The sequence below is a fragment of the Mesorhizobium atlanticum genome, assembly GCF_003289965.1.
In the GTDB taxonomy this organism is placed as follows: Bacteria; Pseudomonadota; Alphaproteobacteria; order Rhizobiales; family Rhizobiaceae; genus Mesorhizobium; species Mesorhizobium atlanticum.
This window is the reverse complement of record NZ_QMBQ01000005.1, coordinates 163,622-180,581: the sequence shown is the minus strand read 5'-3', so window position 1 is coordinate 180,581 and position 16,960 is coordinate 163,622. Positions and strand designations below refer to the sequence as shown.

Here is a 16,960-nt window from a genome sequence, read left to right as displayed (position 1 = left end):
AAGACCATCCACCGCTTGGTATGATCGTACCCGCACGGAACGCTTCGAAAGTTTCTACGAAAAAAATGTCCGCGCAAAAATGTCGACTTCCCATCGGCCGGACCGTCCTGTGGGCGGCCACTCATGGCCGATGGAGATTTGAGATGGACAATCTGTTTGTTGCGATCTGGGGAAAGCCGGAGCGAAAAGCCCGGCGAGTGGAGGCGTTCTGGCTGGATTCGCCGACCCCCGGTCTCGGTCGACTGGCTGCGGCCATCGCTATTGTCGGCGTCGCGGCATGCCTGCTCGACCACACGGCAAGCAAAACTGACACCGCCGCCATTGCTTTCTATAACGTGGCCACCGAAGGGAGCTCGAGATGAAATATGTCCTGCTGGTCTATGGCGAGGAGAAGGACCTTTACGCACTTACCCCGGAACGGGCGGCCAGGCTCGATGCCGACTCGCTTGCCTATGACAGGGAACTCGACCGGCAAGGCAAGCTGATCATCGCGCAGGCGCTGCAGTCGGTGAAGACCTCGAAATCGGTGAGGCGGCGCAAGGGCAAGGCGTTGGTGACGGACGGGCCATTCGCCGAGACCAAGGAGCAGCTGCTCGGCTTCGTCATGGTCGAGGCGGCCGACCTCGCCGAGGCGCTGAAGATCGCCGAGGGCATTCCGCTGGCCGAGCTCGGCACTGTCGAGGTCAGGGCGATCTACGACATACAAGGGTCATAGGCGCCGGCCAGGTCGGGCGCGGCATTGCTACTGTCTCTCGCAGGAAACATGTTCAGCGTTTCTTCACGGACGCAACCTTTGCGTGTTGAAGCAGGGCCGCATCTCTCTTATCGTCGCCGCGATTTCGGGGGAATTCGGCATGCCTTTTCTTATTGCGATACTTGGTCTGCTCGGAGCGGCGGCCATCTGGTGGTACCGGCTGAAATATATGAGCGACGCCGCGCGTGAGGTCGCCGACGTCGTCGGACGCGTCCAGGGCAACATGCGCCGCAAGAAACTGCGCAACCAGGCCGCGCTCTCGCCGCTGACGGCGATCGACGATCCGGTGGTGGCGGCGGCGACGCTGATCACCGCGATCGTTGCCGAGCACGGCCCGATCCTGCCGCAGCGCGAGGCTGTCATCCGGGACGTCATCTCGCAGATCGCGGAAAACCCGAAGAAGACGGACGAGGCGGTCGTTTACGCAAAATGGGCGGCCGCGCAGGTCGACGACACGACGATCGTTATCGACAAGCTGGCGCCCTTCCTGCGCGGCCGCCTCGACCCGCATGAGCGCGACGATCTGCTCAGGATGCTGAACCGTGTGGCGCAAGGCGGCGAGCAGAGCCTGAAGATCGCCGACCAGCGGACGCTGAGGCTGCGGCAGAAGCTGGGGTTTGAAGTGAACTAGAATTCAGGTGAGGCCGGCCTGCAAATGCCGGCTCCCTGCGCTTCCGGTGCTCACGTACGAAAAGTACGCTCCGCTCCGGTTCTCGGGATCCGCCATTTTCGACTCGGCCTGACCTGAATTTTCGGCGTCACTGCCAAGCGTTCAGATCGCCTCGCCCTTGAGCAGCCTCGGCGTGTCGCCGGACAGGCCCGAGGCCTGGCGGATGAAGAAATCCTTCAGCCGGGGCATGCGTTCCACGAGACCCAGGCCGAGATCGCGCACGGCGCGCAGCGGACCGATGTCATTGGAAAACAGCCGGTTGAGCACGTCGGTGGTGACGCCCATCTGCAGCGTGTCGAAGCGGCGCCACTGCTGGTAGCGCTCGAGCACGTCGAGGGCGCCGATATCCTGGCCGAGCCGGTCGGCCTCGACCACGACCTCGGCCAGGGCCGCGACATCCTTGAAGCCGAGATTGAGGCCCTGGCCGGCAATCGGGTGGATGCCATGGGCGGCATCACCGGCGAGCGCGATGCGCGGCGCGACGAAGGCGCGGGCCAGCGTCAGGCCGAGCGGCCAGGCGCGCGGCTTGTCGACGACCCGGATCTCGCCGAGCTTCAGGCCGAAGCGCTGCTCCAGATCGTGCTCGAAGACGAACTCGTCGCCCTCGACCAGCGCCTTGGCGTCTTGCGTGCGCTCCACCCAGACGATCGACGAACGGTTGGTTCCATCCTTGTCCGGCTTCAGCGGCAGCGTCGCGAACGGGCCTGCGGGGAGGAAATGCTCCTCGGCGCGGCCGTTGTGCGGGCGCTCATGCGCCACCGTGCAGACGATGCCGGACTGGCCGTATTCCCATTTGACGGTCTTGATGCCAGCCATGTCGCGCAGCCTGGAGTTGACGCCGTCGGCTGCGATCAGCAGCCGCGCCTTCAGCATAGCGCCATCGGCCAGGTGCACCGTGATGCCTGCGCCGTTGACGTCGAAGGCGCTGACAGCGATGCCTTCGATGATATCGATGCCGAGCTTTTCGGCGCGGCGGCGCAGCGCGCCGTTCAAGTCACGGTTGGCGACCATGTGGGCGAAAGGCTCGCCCGGCGCCACCTCGCCGTCGAAGGTCAGGAACACCGGGCGGACCGGGTCCGCGGCGCGCGAGTCGGTGATGATCATTTCGGTGATCGCCTGCGCCTCCGGCGCGATCTCGTCCCAGACGCCGAGCTGTTCCAGCATGCGGCCGGCGGCCGTGGCGATGGCCGAGGCGCGGCCGTCCCGCTGCCAGACGCCTGCGGGCGCGGCGTCGACGACGGCGATGGCGAGGCCCGGCCGCGCCTGCTTCAGCGACACTGCCGCGGTGAGGCCGACATAGGCCGCGCCGGCGATGAGCACGTCGAGCGGAGCTTCGCGGTTCGCGTCGGCCTTTGCTCCATCCGGCTTGCGGTCGACCATGGCATCATCCTTTCGCGGCTTCGTCGGGCCGCCGCTTGCGGCCTTGACTGGCCGCACATCCTGTCCGAAACCGGCCATGGCGCATCCTTGAAGGATTTCAGACATGACGGCGGCCATGGACGAGCTTCTGGACATTCTCGACCTCGAGCAGCTCGAACACAATCTGTATCGTGGTCGCAGCCCAAAGGTCGACTGGCAGCGCGTCTTCGGCGGCCAGACCATTGCCCAGGCGCTGGTCGCCGCGCAGCGCACCGTGGAGCCGGAACGCCATGTGCATTCGCTGCACGGCTATTTCATGCGGCCCGGCGACACCAAGCTGCCGATCGTCTACGAGGTCGACCGCATCCGCGACGGCGGCTCTTTCACCACGCGCCGGGTCGTGGCGATCCAGCATGGCCAGGCGATCTTCTCGCTGGAGGCCTCATTCCAGCAGGACGAGATCGGCCTTGAGCACCAGATGCCGATGCCGCGCGACGTGCCGGCGCCCGACACGCTGCTCTCGCAGCGCGAGCTGCTCGGCAAATTCGGCGAAGCGGTGCCGGAAGGCATCAGGCGCTACTGGGATCGTGACCGGCCGATCGAGATGAAGCCGGTGATGCTGAAGCACTATACGAGCCGCGAAAAGCTGGATCCGCAGCAGAACATCTGGATCCGCACCACCGGCCCGGTGCCCGAAAACCGTGCGATACAGGCGGCCGTGCTCGCCTACCTCTCCGACATGACGCTGCTCGACACCTCGACCTTCGCGCATGGCCGCGCCATCTTCGATCGCGACATCCAGGCGGCCAGCCTCGACCATGCCATGTGGTTCCACCGCAGCCACTCGCTCGACGACTGGATCCTCTACAATCAGGACAGCCCGTCGACGCAAGGGTCGCGCGGCTTCACGCGCGGTTCGCTGTTCGCGCGGGACGGAACGCTCATCGCTTCGGTCGCCCAGGAAGGCCTGATCCGACTCAAGCGCTGAGCCAGCTTCCGGTTGATGCCTGCCAAGTAGGCATTTTGGCGATTTTGCCTATTTTTTAATCGTGGCGCCAGATGCGACCGCGCACAAATGATGTGCGCGGACCGCTCTGCGCCTTTGTTTACAACAGGTTAACACCCTGCTTCGGCAATTGGCACGGAGCTTGAATCCTGTCGGGCACTCTCCGGCTCTCCTCGGGATCGGTGTAGGTGTGCAAACGCGGGGGACCGCAACAGCAAAGGGTGAAACCTTATGAAAATCGTGATGGCAATCATCAAGCCGTTCAAGCTCGACGAGGTGCGCGAAGCGCTCACCGCCGTCGGCATCCAGGGCCTGACCGTCACCGAAGTCAAAGGCTACGGGCGTCAGAAGGGGCACACGGAAATCTATCGCGGCGCGGAGTACGCGGTCAGCTTCCTGCCCAAGATCAAGATCGAAGTCGCGGTCGGCGCCGACATGGTCGACAAGGCCGTTGAAGCCATCACCTCGGCCGCCAAGACCGGCCAGATCGGCGACGGCAAGATCTTCGTCTTCGGCATCGACCAGGCGGTGCGCATCCGTACCGGCGAAACAGACACCGACGCGCTCTGAGCGGCGACCATCCATTCCAACGGAGAGTTCAATGAATATTCCTTCCACCTTGAAGACGACGGGACGCGCGGCCGCTTCGCTCGCTCTCGTAGCGCTGAGCACCGCCGCCGCCTTCGCGCAGGAGGCTGCTCCGGCGGCGGCGCCTGCGGCACCCGCCGCGCCGACCCCGGTTCTCGACACCGGCAATACCGCCTGGATGCTGACCTCGACGGCGCTGGTGCTGATGATGACCATTCCGGGCCTGGCGCTGTTCTACGGCGGCATGGTGCGCAAGAAGAACGTGCTCGCCACCATCATGCAGAGCTTCGCCATCACCTGCCTAGTGACGGTGCTGTGGTTCATGTTCGGCTATTCGCTCGCCTTCACCACCAATGAATCGGCATCAATGAATGCCTATATCGGCGGCTTCTCGCGCTTCTTCCACCACGGCATCACCGTCACGACGCTTTGGCTGCCGGGTGTCTCGAACATTCCTGAATTCGTCTTCTCGATGTTCCAGATGACCTTCGCAATCATCACGCCGGCGCTGATCGCCGGCGCCTTCGCCGAGCGCATGAAATTCTCGGCGCTGCTGCTCTTCATGGGCCTGTGGCTGGTGTTCGTCTACGCGCCGATCGCGCACTGGGTGTGGGGCGGCGGCTTCCTCGGCGCTGCCGGTGTGCTCGACTTCGCCGGCGGCACGGTCGTCCACATCAACGCCGGTGTCGCGGGTCTGGTCTGCGCACTGGTGCTGGGCAAGCGCGAAGGCTACGGCACCACCAACATGGCGCCGCACAATCTCGTCTATTCGGTGATCGGCGCCTCGCTGCTGTGGGTCGGCTGGTTCGGCTTCAACGCCGGTTCGGAACTGGCGGCCGACGGCCTCGCCGGCGCCGCGATGATGAACACGCAGGTCGCCACCGCCGCCGCGGCGCTCGCCTGGATGTTCGCCGAATGGATCGTCGCCAAGAAGCCTTCGGTGCTCGGCATCATCTCGGGCGCGGTCGCCGGCCTCGTCGCGGTGACGCCGGCTTCCGGTTTCGTCAACCCGACCGGCGCCTTCATCGTCGGCATCCTCGCCGGCGTCATCTGCTACCTGTCGGCGGTCAAGCTCAAGCATGCGCTCGGCTATGACGACTCGCTCGATGCCTTCGGAGTGCATGGTATCGGCGGTATCGTCGGCGCCCTGCTCACCGGCGCGCTCGCCGATCCGGCGATCAACGCGCTCGGCAAGGATGCTTCGGTCGGCAAGCAGATCTACGGCATCATCTTCACCATCCTGTGGACGGCGATCGCCACCTTCGTGATCCTCTACATCGTCAAGGCGCTGGTCGGCCTGCGTCCGTCCACCCAGGAAGAGGTCGAAGGTCTCGACGTCACCCAGCACGGCGAAGTGGTGCCGTAAGGCTGCCTTTGCCCCTTACCAGGGCGCAATTCCGGAAGGTTTCACACTTTTCCTGGAATTGCCCCGAGGGCCGGCGGATCCTCCTCCCGCCGGCCCCGAATTCCTCCCAAGATCCCGTCGTGACGCTCTCGAAAGGGGCTCACGCCTTGAGGCCCGGAACACCCTTCCGGGCCTCCTTTTTTGTCAGGCGGCCATCCAAGGCTTTTCGATCACGTTCACTTGATCGCGCCTGCGTGAAACATTGGCCCGCCAGGTTCCGTACTTGGATTGCGAGCGTCATCAAGGCGCTCGCCAAACAAGAGGGAAGGAACCACCTGATGAACATCAAGAACATCTTCCTCGGAGCCATGGCTCTTTCGATGATCAGCGGCGTTGCACTTGCCGGTGCTCTCGATGAGCCGGACAACATGGCTCCGTTCTTCACCGATTCCAGCATGAAGACCATGAAACCGGAAGCCGACTTCAAGGCGGCTTGGGCGGCGACGCCAAAGGACAAGCAGGACAAGATGATGAAGGAGTGCCAGGACGCGGCGATGAGCAAGCCTCACGCCGAATTCTGCGCCACTCTGATGGCATATGGCGGCGCCAACAAGTGATCGCCGAGGATCGGGCTCCGCAAGGACCTGATCGTCTCACCGTTTGCGCAAAGGATGGCGGGCCGCGAGCCCGCCATCCTTTGTTGCAGATGAAGTTCGGTAAAAGGCCATGGTTAATGCGGCCTTAACCTTCCCCCCGATAGTGTGGCGATCGAATCTGCCGGGGTGCGCCAAGCGCCCGGCCAGGCAACGATCACGGGGAAGAGGCATGCGTTCAGGCGCTTCAGCACCGCTCGCGCTGACCGATACGGGGCACGGCATCCAGGCATTCGCGCGACGCCAGGTCGTGCGGCTGGTCGGCGCCGGGCTGTTCCTGTTTACCGCCTTCGGCATCGCGGCCCTGGCCACGTGGAACGTTGCCGACCCAAGCTTCTCGCACGCCACCAGCAACGTCGTCACCAACGCCATGGGTTATGCGGGTGCTGTGTTCTCCGACCTTGCCATGCAGTTCTTCGGCCTTGCCGCCGTCGCCGGGCTGGTTCCGGCGGTGATCTGGGGCTTTCTGCTCTTCACCGCGCGCGGCGTCGACAAATTGCCCAAGCGCGGCTTCGCCTGGTTCGGCTTCGCGCTTCTGGCCGCGGCTATCGCCGGCTGCGTGACGCCGCCCAACACCTGGCCGCTGCCGACCGGACTCGGCGGCGTCTTCGGCGATATGGTGCTGAAGATCCCGGGTATCGCGGTCGGCGGCTATCCGAAAGGACTTTTCGCCAGCATCATCGCGGTCGTCCTCGCCGCGCCGATGTTGTGGCTGTTTGCCTATGGCTCGGCGCTGATCGCACGCAAGAACGGCTTCGCCGTCATGGAGCGCACCGCCGCGCCCGATCCGCGCGAGCAGGACGAGATGCTGTTCGACGAGGATGAGGACGAGGGCGATGAGGGAATACTCGCGCTCGGCGCCGTCACCCACTGGTGGCTGTCGTTCCGCGCCTTCCTGCACCGCCGCGCAGCGCGCCGCAGGCGGGAGCGCGATGAGTTCGAGCCGCCGATGGAGCCCAAGGCCAGCGCCTGGCGGCGCGCCGCCGAGCGCGTCGAATCGGCCGAATTCGCCGAAAGCCGGGTGAGCCCGGGCGGCCGCGCCCGTGTCGAGCCGGAATTCTTCGCCGCCATGGTCAATGACCGCAGCGCCTCGGTCGATCCGGCGGACCAGGATTTTTTCGACGACGATCAGGACGAGGACGTCGATCTCGACGACTTCGATGATGAGGCGCCCGCCCCGCGGCGCGGCGCGGCGGCCAAGGTGCGGAACTTCCGCTCCGATGCCGCGACCCGCGTCGAGGCGCCGGCGGCGCGGCCGGTGCCGGGCGCCCGTGTCCAGCGCGAAGCGCAGACCTCGCTGATCGGCTCCGACACGTTCGAGATGCCGTCGCTGCATTTCCTGTCCGAGCCGAAGAACGTCGCCAAGGATCCAAGCCTGTCGAAGGACGCGCTGGAGCAGAACGCCCGTCTGCTCGAAGGCGTGCTGGAGGATTTCGGCGTCAAGGGCGAGATCATCCATGTCCGCCCCGGTCCGGTCGTGACGCTCTACGAGCTGGAGCCGGCGCCCGGCATCAAGTCCTCGCGCGTCATCGGCCTGTCCGACGATATCGCGCGCTCGATGAGCGCGATCGCCTGCCGCGTCGCGGTGGTGCCCGGCCGCAACGCCATCGGCATCGAACTGCCGAACGCCAAGCGCGAGACGGTCTATCTCAGGGAGATCATGGCCAGCCGCGACTTCGAGACGACCAAGGCGAAGCTGGCGCTGGCGCTCGGCAAGACCATCAACGGCGAGGCCGTCATCGTCGACATCGCCAAGATGCCGCACGTGCTGGTCGCCGGCACCACCGGCTCGGGCAAGTCGGTCGCCATCAACACGATGATCCTGTCGCTGCTCTACCGGCTGACCCCGCAGGAATGCCGGCTGATCATGATCGATCCGAAGATGCTCGAGCTCTCGGTCTATGACGGCATCCCGCATCTTTTGACGCCGGTCGTCACCGATCCGAAAAAGGCGGTGGTGGCGCTGAAATGGACCGTGCGCGAGATGGAGGACCGCTACCGCAAGATGTCCAAGGTCGGCGTGCGCAACATTGACGGTTTTAACGCACGCGTTCAGCAAGCGGAGAAAAAGGGCGAGAAGATCTCGCGTACGGTGCAGACCGGCTTCGACCGCCAGACCGGCGAGGCGATCTACGAGACCGAGGACCTCGATCTCGAGCCGATGCCCTATATCGTGGTCATCATCGACGAGATGGCCGACCTGATGATGGTGGCCGGCAAGGATATCGAAGGCGCGGTGCAGCGCCTGGCGCAGATGGCGCGCGCCGCCGGCATCCATGTCATCATGGCCACGCAACGCCCCTCGGTCGACGTCATCACCGGCACCATCAAGGCCAATTTCCCGACCCGCATCTCCTTCCAGGTGACGTCGAAGATCGACAGCCGCACGATCCTCGGCGAGCAGGGCGCAGAGCAACTGCTCGGCATGGGCGACATGCTCTACATGGCCGGCGGCGGGCGCATCCAGCGCGTCCACGGTCCGTTCGTCTCGGACGACGAGGTCGAGCGGATCGTCGCGCATCTCAAACTGCAGGGCGTGCCGGAATATCTCGACGCCATCACGGAGGACGACGAGGAAGAGGACGAGGACGGTCCGTCCGGCAAGGGTGGTTCCGGCGGCGGTGGCGGCGGCAATTTCGAGGATTCCGACGATCCTTACGACCAGGCGGTGGCGGTGGTGCTGCGCGACGGCAAGGCATCGACCAGCTACATCCAGCGGCGGCTCGGCATCGGCTACAACCGCGCCGCCTCGATCATCGAGAAGATGGAGAAGGAAGGCATTGTCGGCCCGGCCAACCATGCCGGCAAACGCGAGATTCTGGTGCCGACGGAGGACGACAAGTTCTAGGATTTGTCGATATTCAGGGGGGGCCGGCCTGACCTGAATCTCGGTAAACTCTTGGCCCGCCGACGTGCCAACCGGGTCGGCAGGCAACCGGAAATCGTCTGGCGCGTTTGTGCGAAGTTGTCGCGCACCCGCCAAACTTAGGCCCTAGTGGGAGTCCAGATACTGCCACGACACGAATCACAGGAAGTGACCGGCATGAAGACCCAAACCGAATTCGCCATCACCCGCCGCCAACTCCTCGGCCTCGGCTTGATGCTTGGCGGAGCTGCCGCTCTCAACCTTGTGCCCGGCTACCAGCTTGTGGCGGCCGCGCAGGCGGCGGTGCCGCCGGCGGCGCAGAAGATCGCCGATCATTTCTCCTCGGTGAAGTCGATGAGCGGCGAGTTCGTGCAGTTCGGCCCGAAAGGCGAGCAGACCGGCGGCAAGTTCTTCCTGGAGCGTCCGGGCAAGATCCGCTTCAACTATGATGGTTCGTCGAACTTCCGCGTCATCTCCGACGGCAAGTCGGTGGTGATCCTAAACAAGAAGCTCAACACATCCGATCTCTACCCGCTGTCGAAGACACCGCTGAAACTGCTGCTCGACGACCGGATCGACCTCTCGGGCGGGCGCGTCAAGGCCGTCAAGGAAGAGGACGACCTCACCACGATCAAGCTTTCCGACAAGTCGGTCTTCGGCAATGCGATGATCACCATGATGTTCGACCCGAAGACCTATGATCTGCGCCAGTGGACGATCACTGACGCTCAAGGGAAAGACACCACGGTGATGATCTTCAACACCAAGGAAGGCGTCAGCTTCCCGCCCGACACGTTCGCGATCGACTATACGGCGAACCGCGAGCTGAATACGAAGACCCGGTAGATTCAGGTGAGGCCGGCCTGCAAATGGCGGCTTCCTGCGCTTCCGGTGCTCACGTACGAAAAGTACGCTCCGCTCCGGCCTTCGCCGGCCGAAGCCCTCACAGGTGTCTCCTCTCCTTGAAGGCTACGGCCGGCGTAGGCCGGTTCTCGGAACCCACCTTGTTTGGTCGCTTCGCGCCCGTCTTCGACTCCGGCTCGGCCTGACCTGAATCAGGGCCGCTGGGCCAAGATAGCCGCTGCAAGGTTGGCTTGTCTTTCACGCGCCCGGCTGGCACTAGTTCGGCGTTTCCTTTCCGGACCTCGCCGCATGCCTTTCACCATCGCCACCTGGAACATCAACTCCGTGCGCCTGCGCATGCCGATCGTCGAGCGGCTGCTGAAGGAGCACGCGCCCGACGTGCTCTGCCTGCAGGAAACCAAGGTGCCGGACGAGCTCTTCCCGGAGAAGGCCTTCCGCAAGGCGGGCTACGAGCACATCCTGTTCCACGGCCAGAAGGGCTATCACGGCGTGGCCACCGTGGCGCGCCGGCCGATCGAGCTGGTCGAGAAGCGGCGCTTCTGCGAAATCGACGACAGCCGGCATCTGTCGGTCAGGGTCCAGGCGGGCGGCAAATCGGTGCTGGTGCATAACTTCTATGTGCCGGCCGGCGGCGACGAGCCGGACCCGGAGATCAACCGCAAATTCCGGCACAAGCTCGATTTCGTTTACGAGATGAACTCCGTGCCGGCGAGCGAGGACGAGCTATCCGCGTCGATCCTGGTCGGCGACCTGAACATCGCACCGCTAGAGCATGACGTCTGGTCGCACAAGCAGTTGCTCAACGTCGTCAGCCACACGCCGGCCGAGACGACAAATTTCGAGGCGATGCGCAAGGCCGGCGGCTGGGTCGACCTTATGCGGCTCAACGTGCCCGCCGAGCAGAAACTCTACACCTGGTGGAGCTATCGCGCGAAGGACTGGGAGGCGTCGAACCGCGGCCGCCGCCTCGACCATATCTGGTCCTCCGCCAATCTGGTGCCGAGCTTCAAGGGCTACGAGATCCTGCAGGAGGCGCGCGGCTGGGAAAAGCCGTCCGACCATGTGCCGGTTATAGCGCGGTTCGACCTGGATTAGGGCGGGCCGATATTCAGGTGAGGCCGGACTGCAAATGGCGGCTTCCTCCGCTTCCGGTGCTCACGTACTTCAAGTACGCTCCGCTCCGGTTCTCGGAAGCCACCATTTTCGACTCGGCCTGACCTGAATCTCAGCCCGCCTTCCGGCGGCGCCTACCCCGTAAACCTTGGCGCCAGTTCCTCGATGCGGGCGATCATCTGCTGGAATTCCTCCAGGATGCGCTCATGCAACAGGACCGCGATCTCCGGATATTCTTCCAGGATTCGGTGGAACATCTTGCGGCTCAATCGGATCACTTCCGAATCGACCGCGGCGGAGGCGCTGGTCAGCCGGTTGGTGTCGGCGATCAGCGCCAGTTCGCTCAGCATGGTGCCCGGACCCGCAGTGCCGATCGGGACGCGTTCGCCCCCAAGCTCCCGATAAAGCGTGATCAAGCCGCTGACCACGATGTAGGCAGAGTCGGCGACATCATCCTCGCGGTAGAGCTTATGGTCGGCCTGCAGCACGGTGGTCTCGGCGCCGAAGGCGAGCAGGCGCAGCTGTTCCTGCGTGAAGCCCTGGAAAAGCTTCACACTGGACAGGATGCGGATGTCGTCATCCAGCGCCATCCTAGCTGTGTCCCCGAGCGGTCAGTCCAGTCCCTCCTTTGGAGCGGCGCGCCCTCCTGGGCGCGCGGGAAGCGCTCCACCATGCATCGTGCGACGCGTGCAACGAGCCGATCCATCACCCTCCAGCACCAGGATCGTACCCGAAGCGGTCCCGCCCGACCGCTCAATCTCTTTTGGCTCAATTCCGGACCGAAGGCTACGGCGAAGCCGCCAAGCTCAACCGTTTCGTACTTTTCCTGGAATTGCTTAGATCATGAAATGTTTAAGGAACCAGCTTGTAGCCGCCGCTTTCTGTCACAAGAATTTCGGCATTGGAAGGATCGCGCTCGATCTTCTGGCGCAACCGGTAGACATGGGTCTCCAGCGTATGCGTGGTGACGCCGGAATTGTAACCCCAGACCTCTTCCAGCAGCACATCGCGCGTCACCACCTTCTGGTCGGCGCGATAGAGATATTTGATGATCGAGGCTTCCTTCTCGGTCAGCCGCACCTTGGCGCCGCGCGGATCGATCAGTAGCTTCTGGCTGGGCTTGAACGTGTAGGGTCCGACCGAGAAGGTGGCGTCCTCGCTCTGCTCATGCTGGCGAAGCTGGGCGCGGATGCGCGCGAGCAGCACGGCGAAGCGGAAAGGCTTGGTCACATAGTCGTTGGCGCCGGCTTCGAGGCCTAAAATCGTGTCTGAATCGGTGTCGTGGCCGGTCAGCATGATGATCGGCGCCTTGTAGCCGCCTTTGCGCAGGATCTTCACCGCCTCGCGGCCATCCATGTCGGGCAGGCCAACATCCATGATGAGCAGGTCGACGACGCCGCTGCGCGCGGCGGCAACGCCTTTTGCCGCAGTCGATTCCTGCTGGACGTCGAATTCCTCGTAGAGCGCCAACTGCTCGACCAGGGTGGCGCGCAGGTCGTCGTCGTCATCGACGATCAGGATGGTGCGTGATGTCATGGATATCAATCCGTTGTTTTAAAAAGAATATTCAGTTGACCTCCCCCCATTTATGCGGAAGCTCACCGGCGCAACAGCCGATCACAGTGATTTGTTCCGTGAAACGATCATACAAGAAAAAAGGCGCGCGCAATGAGGCGGGCGCATTTTTGCCGAAAGGCTTGCGCGTTTTGGTGGTGCGCGCGCGCCCCGGCAACCCCGCGCAAGGCTTCCTGCAAGCCGGCAAAACGGTGTTTCCCTGCGCCCTGGGGCGCAGCGGAATTGCCGCCAACAAGCATGAAGGGGATGGCGCGACGCCGCTGGCGTCGATGCGCATCCTGTCAGGCTATTTCCGGGGCGATCATTTCGCGGGCGGGCGAAGGACAAGGCTGCCGATGGCGCCGATCGGTCCGGATCTCGGCTGGTGCGAGGTGCCGGATGACCGCAACTACAACCGTCCGGTGAAGATCCCCTATGGCGCGAGCCATGAGCGGATGAAGCGCGACGACCGGCTCTACGATGTCTGCCTGGTGCTCGACTGGAACATCGCGCCGCGCTTGCGCGGGCGCGGCAGCGCGATCTTCTTCCATCTGGCGCGGCCAGGTTTCACGCCGACGCAAGGCTGTGTCGCGGTGACGGCGCGGACCATGGGGAGGCTGCTTCCGTTGTTGTCGGATAGGACGGTGGTGAGGGTGGTGCGGTAGGGGCCATCGATATTCAGGTGAGGCCGGCCTGCAAAAGGCCATTTCCTGCGCTTCCGGTGCTGACGTGCTTCGAGCACGCTCCGCTCCGGCCTTCGCCGGCCGAAGCACTCATAAATGTCTCCGCTCCATCAAGGCTACGGCCGGCGTAGGCCGGTTCTCGGAACCCGCCCAGTTTGGTCGCTTCGCGCCCGTCTTCGACTCCGACTCGGCCTGACTTGAATCTCAATGGCCCCTCGACCGCTTCGGCTGCTGCCAGCCCGTGCCGAGCAGCCCGATCTCGCGAAGCTCCCGGTCCACCGACTTCGAGATGTCCCGGCGTTCGGCACCGATGTCGCGCAACTGGCTGTCGGAAAGGTCTTCGACCGACTCCTGGGAAAGCCGGGCGGCGACCCGGGCCTGGCGCAGCCAATCGCGTGCCGAACGCAGCCAAAGGGTGAAGCCGGACGAAGATTCCAGGGTGGTGCAGGCCTTCACGGCGATCTCGGACATGACGGTGTTCCAGTTCTCCGGATATCAAATCCGGTTTTATGGTGTTTTCGATGAAGCCATGATGCCGGATTGAAAAACAAACGGGAAACGAGTAGTTCTTTTCTGATCATCAAGTTTTATTTGGAGATCGGATGTCCAAGCTGCTGCCCGGAACGCGAGCGCTGAGGACGTTCGAGGCGGCCGCCAGGCATCTCAACTTCACCCGCGCCGCCGACGAGCTCGGCCTGACGCCGGCGGCGGTCAGCCACCAGATCAAGGAAATCGAGGATCAGCTCGACCTGGTGCTGTTCACGCGCACCAGCCGCACCATCCGGCTGACCGAGGCGGGCAGCCTGCTGCACGACGCGTCGATCGACGCGCTCGACCTGCTCAACCGGGCGGTCAGCCGCGCGCGCAAGATGACGCGCGGCGAGTCGCTGTTGAAGGTGACGCTCGACGCGCAGTTCGCGACGAAATGGCTGATGCGGCGCGTCGACGATTTCCGCCAGCAGAAGCCCGGCATCGAGCTGCGCTTCGACATCACCTACGACGTCAGGGATTTCGAGCGCGACGATGTCGATATCGGCATCCGTTTCGGCACCGGGAAGTATCCGGGGCTCGTCGCGCACCGGCTGTTCGAGAACATCATCATCCCGGTTTGCAGCCCGGCGCTGCTGGCGTCAGGTCCGCCGCTGAAGGAGCCTCGCGACCTGTTCAACCACACGCTTGCACATATCGAATGGTCACGACAGGGCGTGACCTGGCCGAACTGGAGCATGTGGATGCACGCGGCCGGCGTCGATGATTTCGACGACAGCCGCACGCTGGTGTTCGGATCGTCAACCGATGCCACTCAGGCGGCGCTCGACGGCAATGCGGTGGCGCTCGCCGACTTTGCCATGGTGGCCAACGATCTTTCGCAGGGGCGCCTGGTGCGGCCCTTCGAGCTCGGCATCAAGGTGGCGCCGGAATTCGCCTATTTCCTAGTCTATCCCGAGGCGTCGAAAGACGACGCGCGGATCATCGCCTTCCGCGAATGGCTTCTCGACGAGGTGGCGAAAGACGAGGACGCGGGGTAAAGGCTGTCTATCAGGCTGCGGGCGCCGCCGGCGCGCCGAACCAGCCGATGATGACGCCGATGATCAGCATCACGCCCAGCCAGTGGCCGGCATCGATCAGCGTCAGGGCCCAGCCAAAACCTTGATAGCGGTGGTTGGCGGTCAACGTCGTGGCGATGAAACCCAGCCAAAGCACGAAGCCGAACAGCAGCCCCGCAATCGGGTTCGGCTCGCCGCCGGTGATTGCCCCCACCACCAATGTCAGGACAAGCGCCATGACCAACTCGGCGATGAAGCTGATGATGAAGGGAACGGCCGAGCGTTTCATGGTGGCAGGGTCGAGCCTGGCCGCCTTCAGCCAGGGCTTGCTTAACCCCATGTACCAGACCGCGCCGAACAACCATGCGACGACGGCGGCGACAACCACCGCCAGCCAGTTCACGACCGAAAAATCCATGCTTTTCCCCTCCAGATCGAGGCGCGATGGAACGCTTGTTCGCTCATCGCGTCAAGCGAGGCGCCAGACGGTCGTGCGCTTGACCTCGGCGTCCTCCAGCACGCGCGTCACCGGAACCTGGTAGACGGCAAGCGATTGCAGCCCTGTCCTGGGGAGGTAGGCGCGGCCGGGGTCGCCGACGAGGACCTCGGCGCCGCGCGCCCGCAGGCTCGCGAACCAGGGCAGCAGCCTGTCGGCGAAAGCCTTGTCGTAGAAGACGTCGCCGGCAAGCACGACGTCCCAGCCATCGTCGGTGCCGACGCAATCCGTGCCCAGGAATTGCGCTTCGACGCCGTTGGCATCGAGGTTGAGCGCGATCGCCGTCTCGCAGAACGGATCGATGTCGGCGGCGATCACGGCCGCGGCACCTGCCTTCATCGCCGCGACGGCGACGAGGCCCGAGCCGGAGGCGAAGTCGAGCACGCGCCTGCCGAGCACGGCCTCGGGATGGTCGAGCACATAGCGGGCGAGGCCCTGGCCGCCGGCCCAGGCGAAGGCCCAAAAGGGCGGCGGCAGGCCGATCTCGGCCAGCTCCTCCTCGGTGCGCAGCCAAAGGTCATGCGCCTCGTCGGCGAGATGCAACAGCACTTCCGGCACATGCGGCGGCGCCATCAGCGCCGTGTTGTCGAGGATGAACTTTTTGGCGTTGTTGGGCGTGAGCTTCGTCACGGCGCCGGGTTGAGCTCGGCCATGCGACAGACCTCTTTCCATTCGGCCGGCGTCACCGGCTGCACGGAAAGCCGGCCGAGCCGCACCAGCGCCATCTCGGCCAGTTTCGGGTTGGCCTTGACCTGTTCCAGCGTCACCGGCTTCGGCACGTCCTTGAAGGCGCGGATGTCGACGCATTCCCAGCGCGGATCATCGGTCGTCGTATCGGGGTGCGCCAGCGCGCAGACCTCGGCGATGCCGACGATGTCGAGCCCCTCATTGGAATGATAGAAGAAGCCGAGATCGCCGATCTGCATCGCCTTCATATTGTTGCGGGCGGCGTAGTTGCGCACGCCGTCCCATTGCGTGCCGGCCTTGCCCTTGGCCTTCAGCGCCTCGAAGGAAAAGACCGAGGGTTCGGACTTGAACAGCCAGTAGTTCATATCGATTGTCCCGTTGCCATTATCGGTGCGCCATCCGTGGCACTTCCATCGCCTCTACCCTTATCCTCTCCCCGTCGCTGCGGCGAGAGCGGCGAACGATCATGCGCCGGCGGGTTTCTGGAAGACCCAGTTCCATGGACGGATCTGGACGCTTTCGAACAGGCCGGCCTTGGCATAGGGATCGGCGGCGGCGAGCGCTTGCGCGCCGGCCATGTCGGGCGCCTCGATCATCACCAGGCTGCCGTCCGGCTTGCCGTCGGCGTCGAGGAAGGGACCTGCAAAGGCAAGCTTGCCTTCGCTGATCAGGCCTTCCAGGAACGCCGCATGCGCCGGCCGCGTGTCGACGCGCAGCTGCAAGCTGCCGGGCTTGTCCTTGCAAATCAACGCAAACAGCATTTTTCAACTCCGAT

General features: G+C 64.1%; 20 protein-coding genes. 12 read left to right on the top strand and 8 right to left on the bottom strand.

Annotated features, from left to right (window positions below; all coding sequences use genetic code 11):
• The first annotated feature begins 143 nt into the window (after positions 1-143).
• From DPM35_RS18185 to DPM35_RS18175, 3 genes are all read left to right on the top strand, one after another.
• Positions 144-362 (top strand): hypothetical protein, encoded by a 219-nt coding sequence (locus tag DPM35_RS18185; protein WP_112128669.1) that lies wholly within the window; start codon positions 144-146, stop codon positions 360-362.
• On the top strand, positions 359-715 hold the full coding sequence (locus DPM35_RS18180; RefSeq protein WP_112128668.1) for a YciI family protein: 357 nt from the start codon (positions 359-361) through the stop codon (positions 713-715). The genes DPM35_RS18185 and DPM35_RS18180 overlap by 4 nt, the downstream gene beginning before the upstream one ends.
• Positions 716-854: 139 nt before the next feature.
• Positions 855-1,385, top strand: coding sequence for a hypothetical protein (locus tag DPM35_RS18175; RefSeq protein WP_112129080.1), 531 nt, complete (start codon positions 855-857; stop codon positions 1,383-1,385).
• A 141-nt stretch (positions 1,386-1,526) separates the two neighbouring features.
• Here DPM35_RS18175 and DPM35_RS18170 read toward each other — a convergent pair whose 3' ends face one another.
• Positions 1,527-2,804, bottom strand: coding sequence for a ubiquinone biosynthesis hydroxylase (locus DPM35_RS18170; protein ID WP_112129079.1), 1,278 nt, complete (start codon positions 2,802-2,804; stop codon positions 1,527-1,529).
• A gap of 103 nt (positions 2,805-2,907) precedes the next feature.
• Between DPM35_RS18170 and tesB the strand changes: the two genes are divergently transcribed.
• The 7 genes from tesB (at position 2,908) to xth (ending at position 11,200) form a co-directional block, all read left to right on the top strand.
• Positions 2,908-3,771 (top strand): acyl-CoA thioesterase II, encoded by an 864-nt coding sequence (gene tesB, locus DPM35_RS18165; protein ID WP_112128667.1) that lies wholly within the window; start codon positions 2,908-2,910, stop codon positions 3,769-3,771.
• 249 nt (positions 3,772-4,020) lie between these two features.
• Positions 4,021-4,359 (top strand): P-II family nitrogen regulator, encoded by a 339-nt coding sequence (locus tag DPM35_RS18160; RefSeq protein ID WP_027169082.1) that lies wholly within the window; start codon positions 4,021-4,023, stop codon positions 4,357-4,359.
• Positions 4,360-4,390: 31 nt separating this feature from the next.
• On the top strand, positions 4,391-5,743 hold the full coding sequence (locus DPM35_RS18155) for an ammonium transporter (RefSeq protein WP_112128666.1): 1,353 nt from the start codon (positions 4,391-4,393) through the stop codon (positions 5,741-5,743).
• Positions 5,744-6,060: 317 nt separating this feature from the next.
• Entirely contained in the window at positions 6,061-6,339 is a 279-nt protein-coding gene (locus DPM35_RS18150; protein WP_112129078.1) for a hypothetical protein, read from the top strand.
• A 208-nt stretch (positions 6,340-6,547) separates the two neighbouring features.
• The gene (locus tag DPM35_RS18145) at positions 6,548-9,223 is read left to right on the top strand and encodes a DNA translocase FtsK (protein WP_112128665.1); all 2,676 of its coding nucleotides are present in this window, start codon (positions 6,548-6,550) and stop codon (positions 9,221-9,223) included.
• A 195-nt stretch (positions 9,224-9,418) separates the two neighbouring features.
• Positions 9,419-10,087, top strand: a complete 669-nt coding sequence (locus tag DPM35_RS18140) for an outer-membrane lipoprotein carrier protein LolA (RefSeq protein ID WP_112128664.1) — start codon at positions 9,419-9,421, stop codon at positions 10,085-10,087.
• Positions 10,088-10,393: 306 nt separating this feature from the next.
• Positions 10,394-11,200: an exodeoxyribonuclease III gene (xth, locus tag DPM35_RS18135; RefSeq protein ID WP_112128663.1), complete on the top strand. Its 807-nt coding sequence runs from the start codon at positions 10,394-10,396 to the stop codon at positions 11,198-11,200.
• A 152-nt stretch (positions 11,201-11,352) separates the two neighbouring features.
• On the opposite strand, the gene DPM35_RS18130 is transcribed toward xth, so the two are convergent.
• Positions 11,353-11,808 carry a Crp/Fnr family transcriptional regulator gene (locus tag DPM35_RS18130; RefSeq protein ID WP_112128662.1) on the bottom strand — a complete coding sequence of 152 codons (456 nt, stop codon included), beginning with the start codon at positions 11,806-11,808 and terminating at the stop codon, positions 11,353-11,355.
• A gap of 262 nt (positions 11,809-12,070) precedes the next feature.
• Positions 12,071-12,754, bottom strand: a complete 684-nt coding sequence (locus DPM35_RS18125) for a response regulator transcription factor (protein ID WP_112128661.1) — start codon at positions 12,752-12,754, stop codon at positions 12,071-12,073.
• 86 nt (positions 12,755-12,840) lie between these two features.
• Here DPM35_RS18125 and DPM35_RS18120 point away from each other — a divergent pair, with 86 nt between their 5' ends.
• A complete protein-coding gene (locus tag DPM35_RS18120; protein WP_112128660.1) occupies positions 12,841-13,437 on the top strand; it encodes a L,D-transpeptidase family protein in 597 nt (198 codons plus the stop codon).
• A gap of 222 nt (positions 13,438-13,659) precedes the next feature.
• On the opposite strand, the gene DPM35_RS18115 is transcribed toward DPM35_RS18120, so the two are convergent.
• Positions 13,660-13,926, bottom strand: coding sequence for a hypothetical protein (locus DPM35_RS18115; protein WP_112128659.1), 267 nt, complete (start codon positions 13,924-13,926; stop codon positions 13,660-13,662).
• 131 nt (positions 13,927-14,057) lie between these two features.
• Here DPM35_RS18115 and gcvA point away from each other — a divergent pair, with 131 nt between their 5' ends.
• Positions 14,058-14,984 (top strand): transcriptional regulator GcvA, encoded by a 927-nt coding sequence (gcvA, locus tag DPM35_RS18110; protein WP_112128658.1) that lies wholly within the window; start codon positions 14,058-14,060, stop codon positions 14,982-14,984.
• A 10-nt stretch (positions 14,985-14,994) separates the two neighbouring features.
• Here the strand turns inward: gcvA and DPM35_RS18105 are convergent, their stop codons facing one another.
• The 4 genes from DPM35_RS18105 to DPM35_RS18090 all read right to left on the bottom strand — a co-directional run bounded on the left by DPM35_RS18105 (position 14,995) and on the right by DPM35_RS18090 (position 16,946).
• Positions 14,995-15,420 carry a DUF1761 domain-containing protein gene (locus DPM35_RS18105; protein ID WP_112128657.1) on the bottom strand — a complete coding sequence of 142 codons (426 nt, stop codon included), beginning with the start codon at positions 15,418-15,420 and terminating at the stop codon, positions 14,995-14,997.
• Between the two features lie 51 nt (positions 15,421-15,471).
• Entirely contained in the window at positions 15,472-16,170 is a 699-nt protein-coding gene (locus tag DPM35_RS18100; protein WP_181592062.1) for a class I SAM-dependent methyltransferase, read from the bottom strand.
• Entirely contained in the window at positions 16,125-16,550 is a 426-nt protein-coding gene (locus DPM35_RS18095) for an EVE domain-containing protein (protein ID WP_040991460.1), read from the bottom strand. Before DPM35_RS18095 ends, DPM35_RS18100 begins: the two co-directional genes overlap by 46 nt.
• A 99-nt stretch (positions 16,551-16,649) precedes the next feature.
• Positions 16,650-16,946: a YciI-like protein gene (locus tag DPM35_RS18090; protein WP_112128655.1), complete on the bottom strand. Its 297-nt coding sequence runs from the start codon at positions 16,944-16,946 to the stop codon at positions 16,650-16,652.
• Positions 16,947-16,960 lie beyond the last annotated feature (14 nt).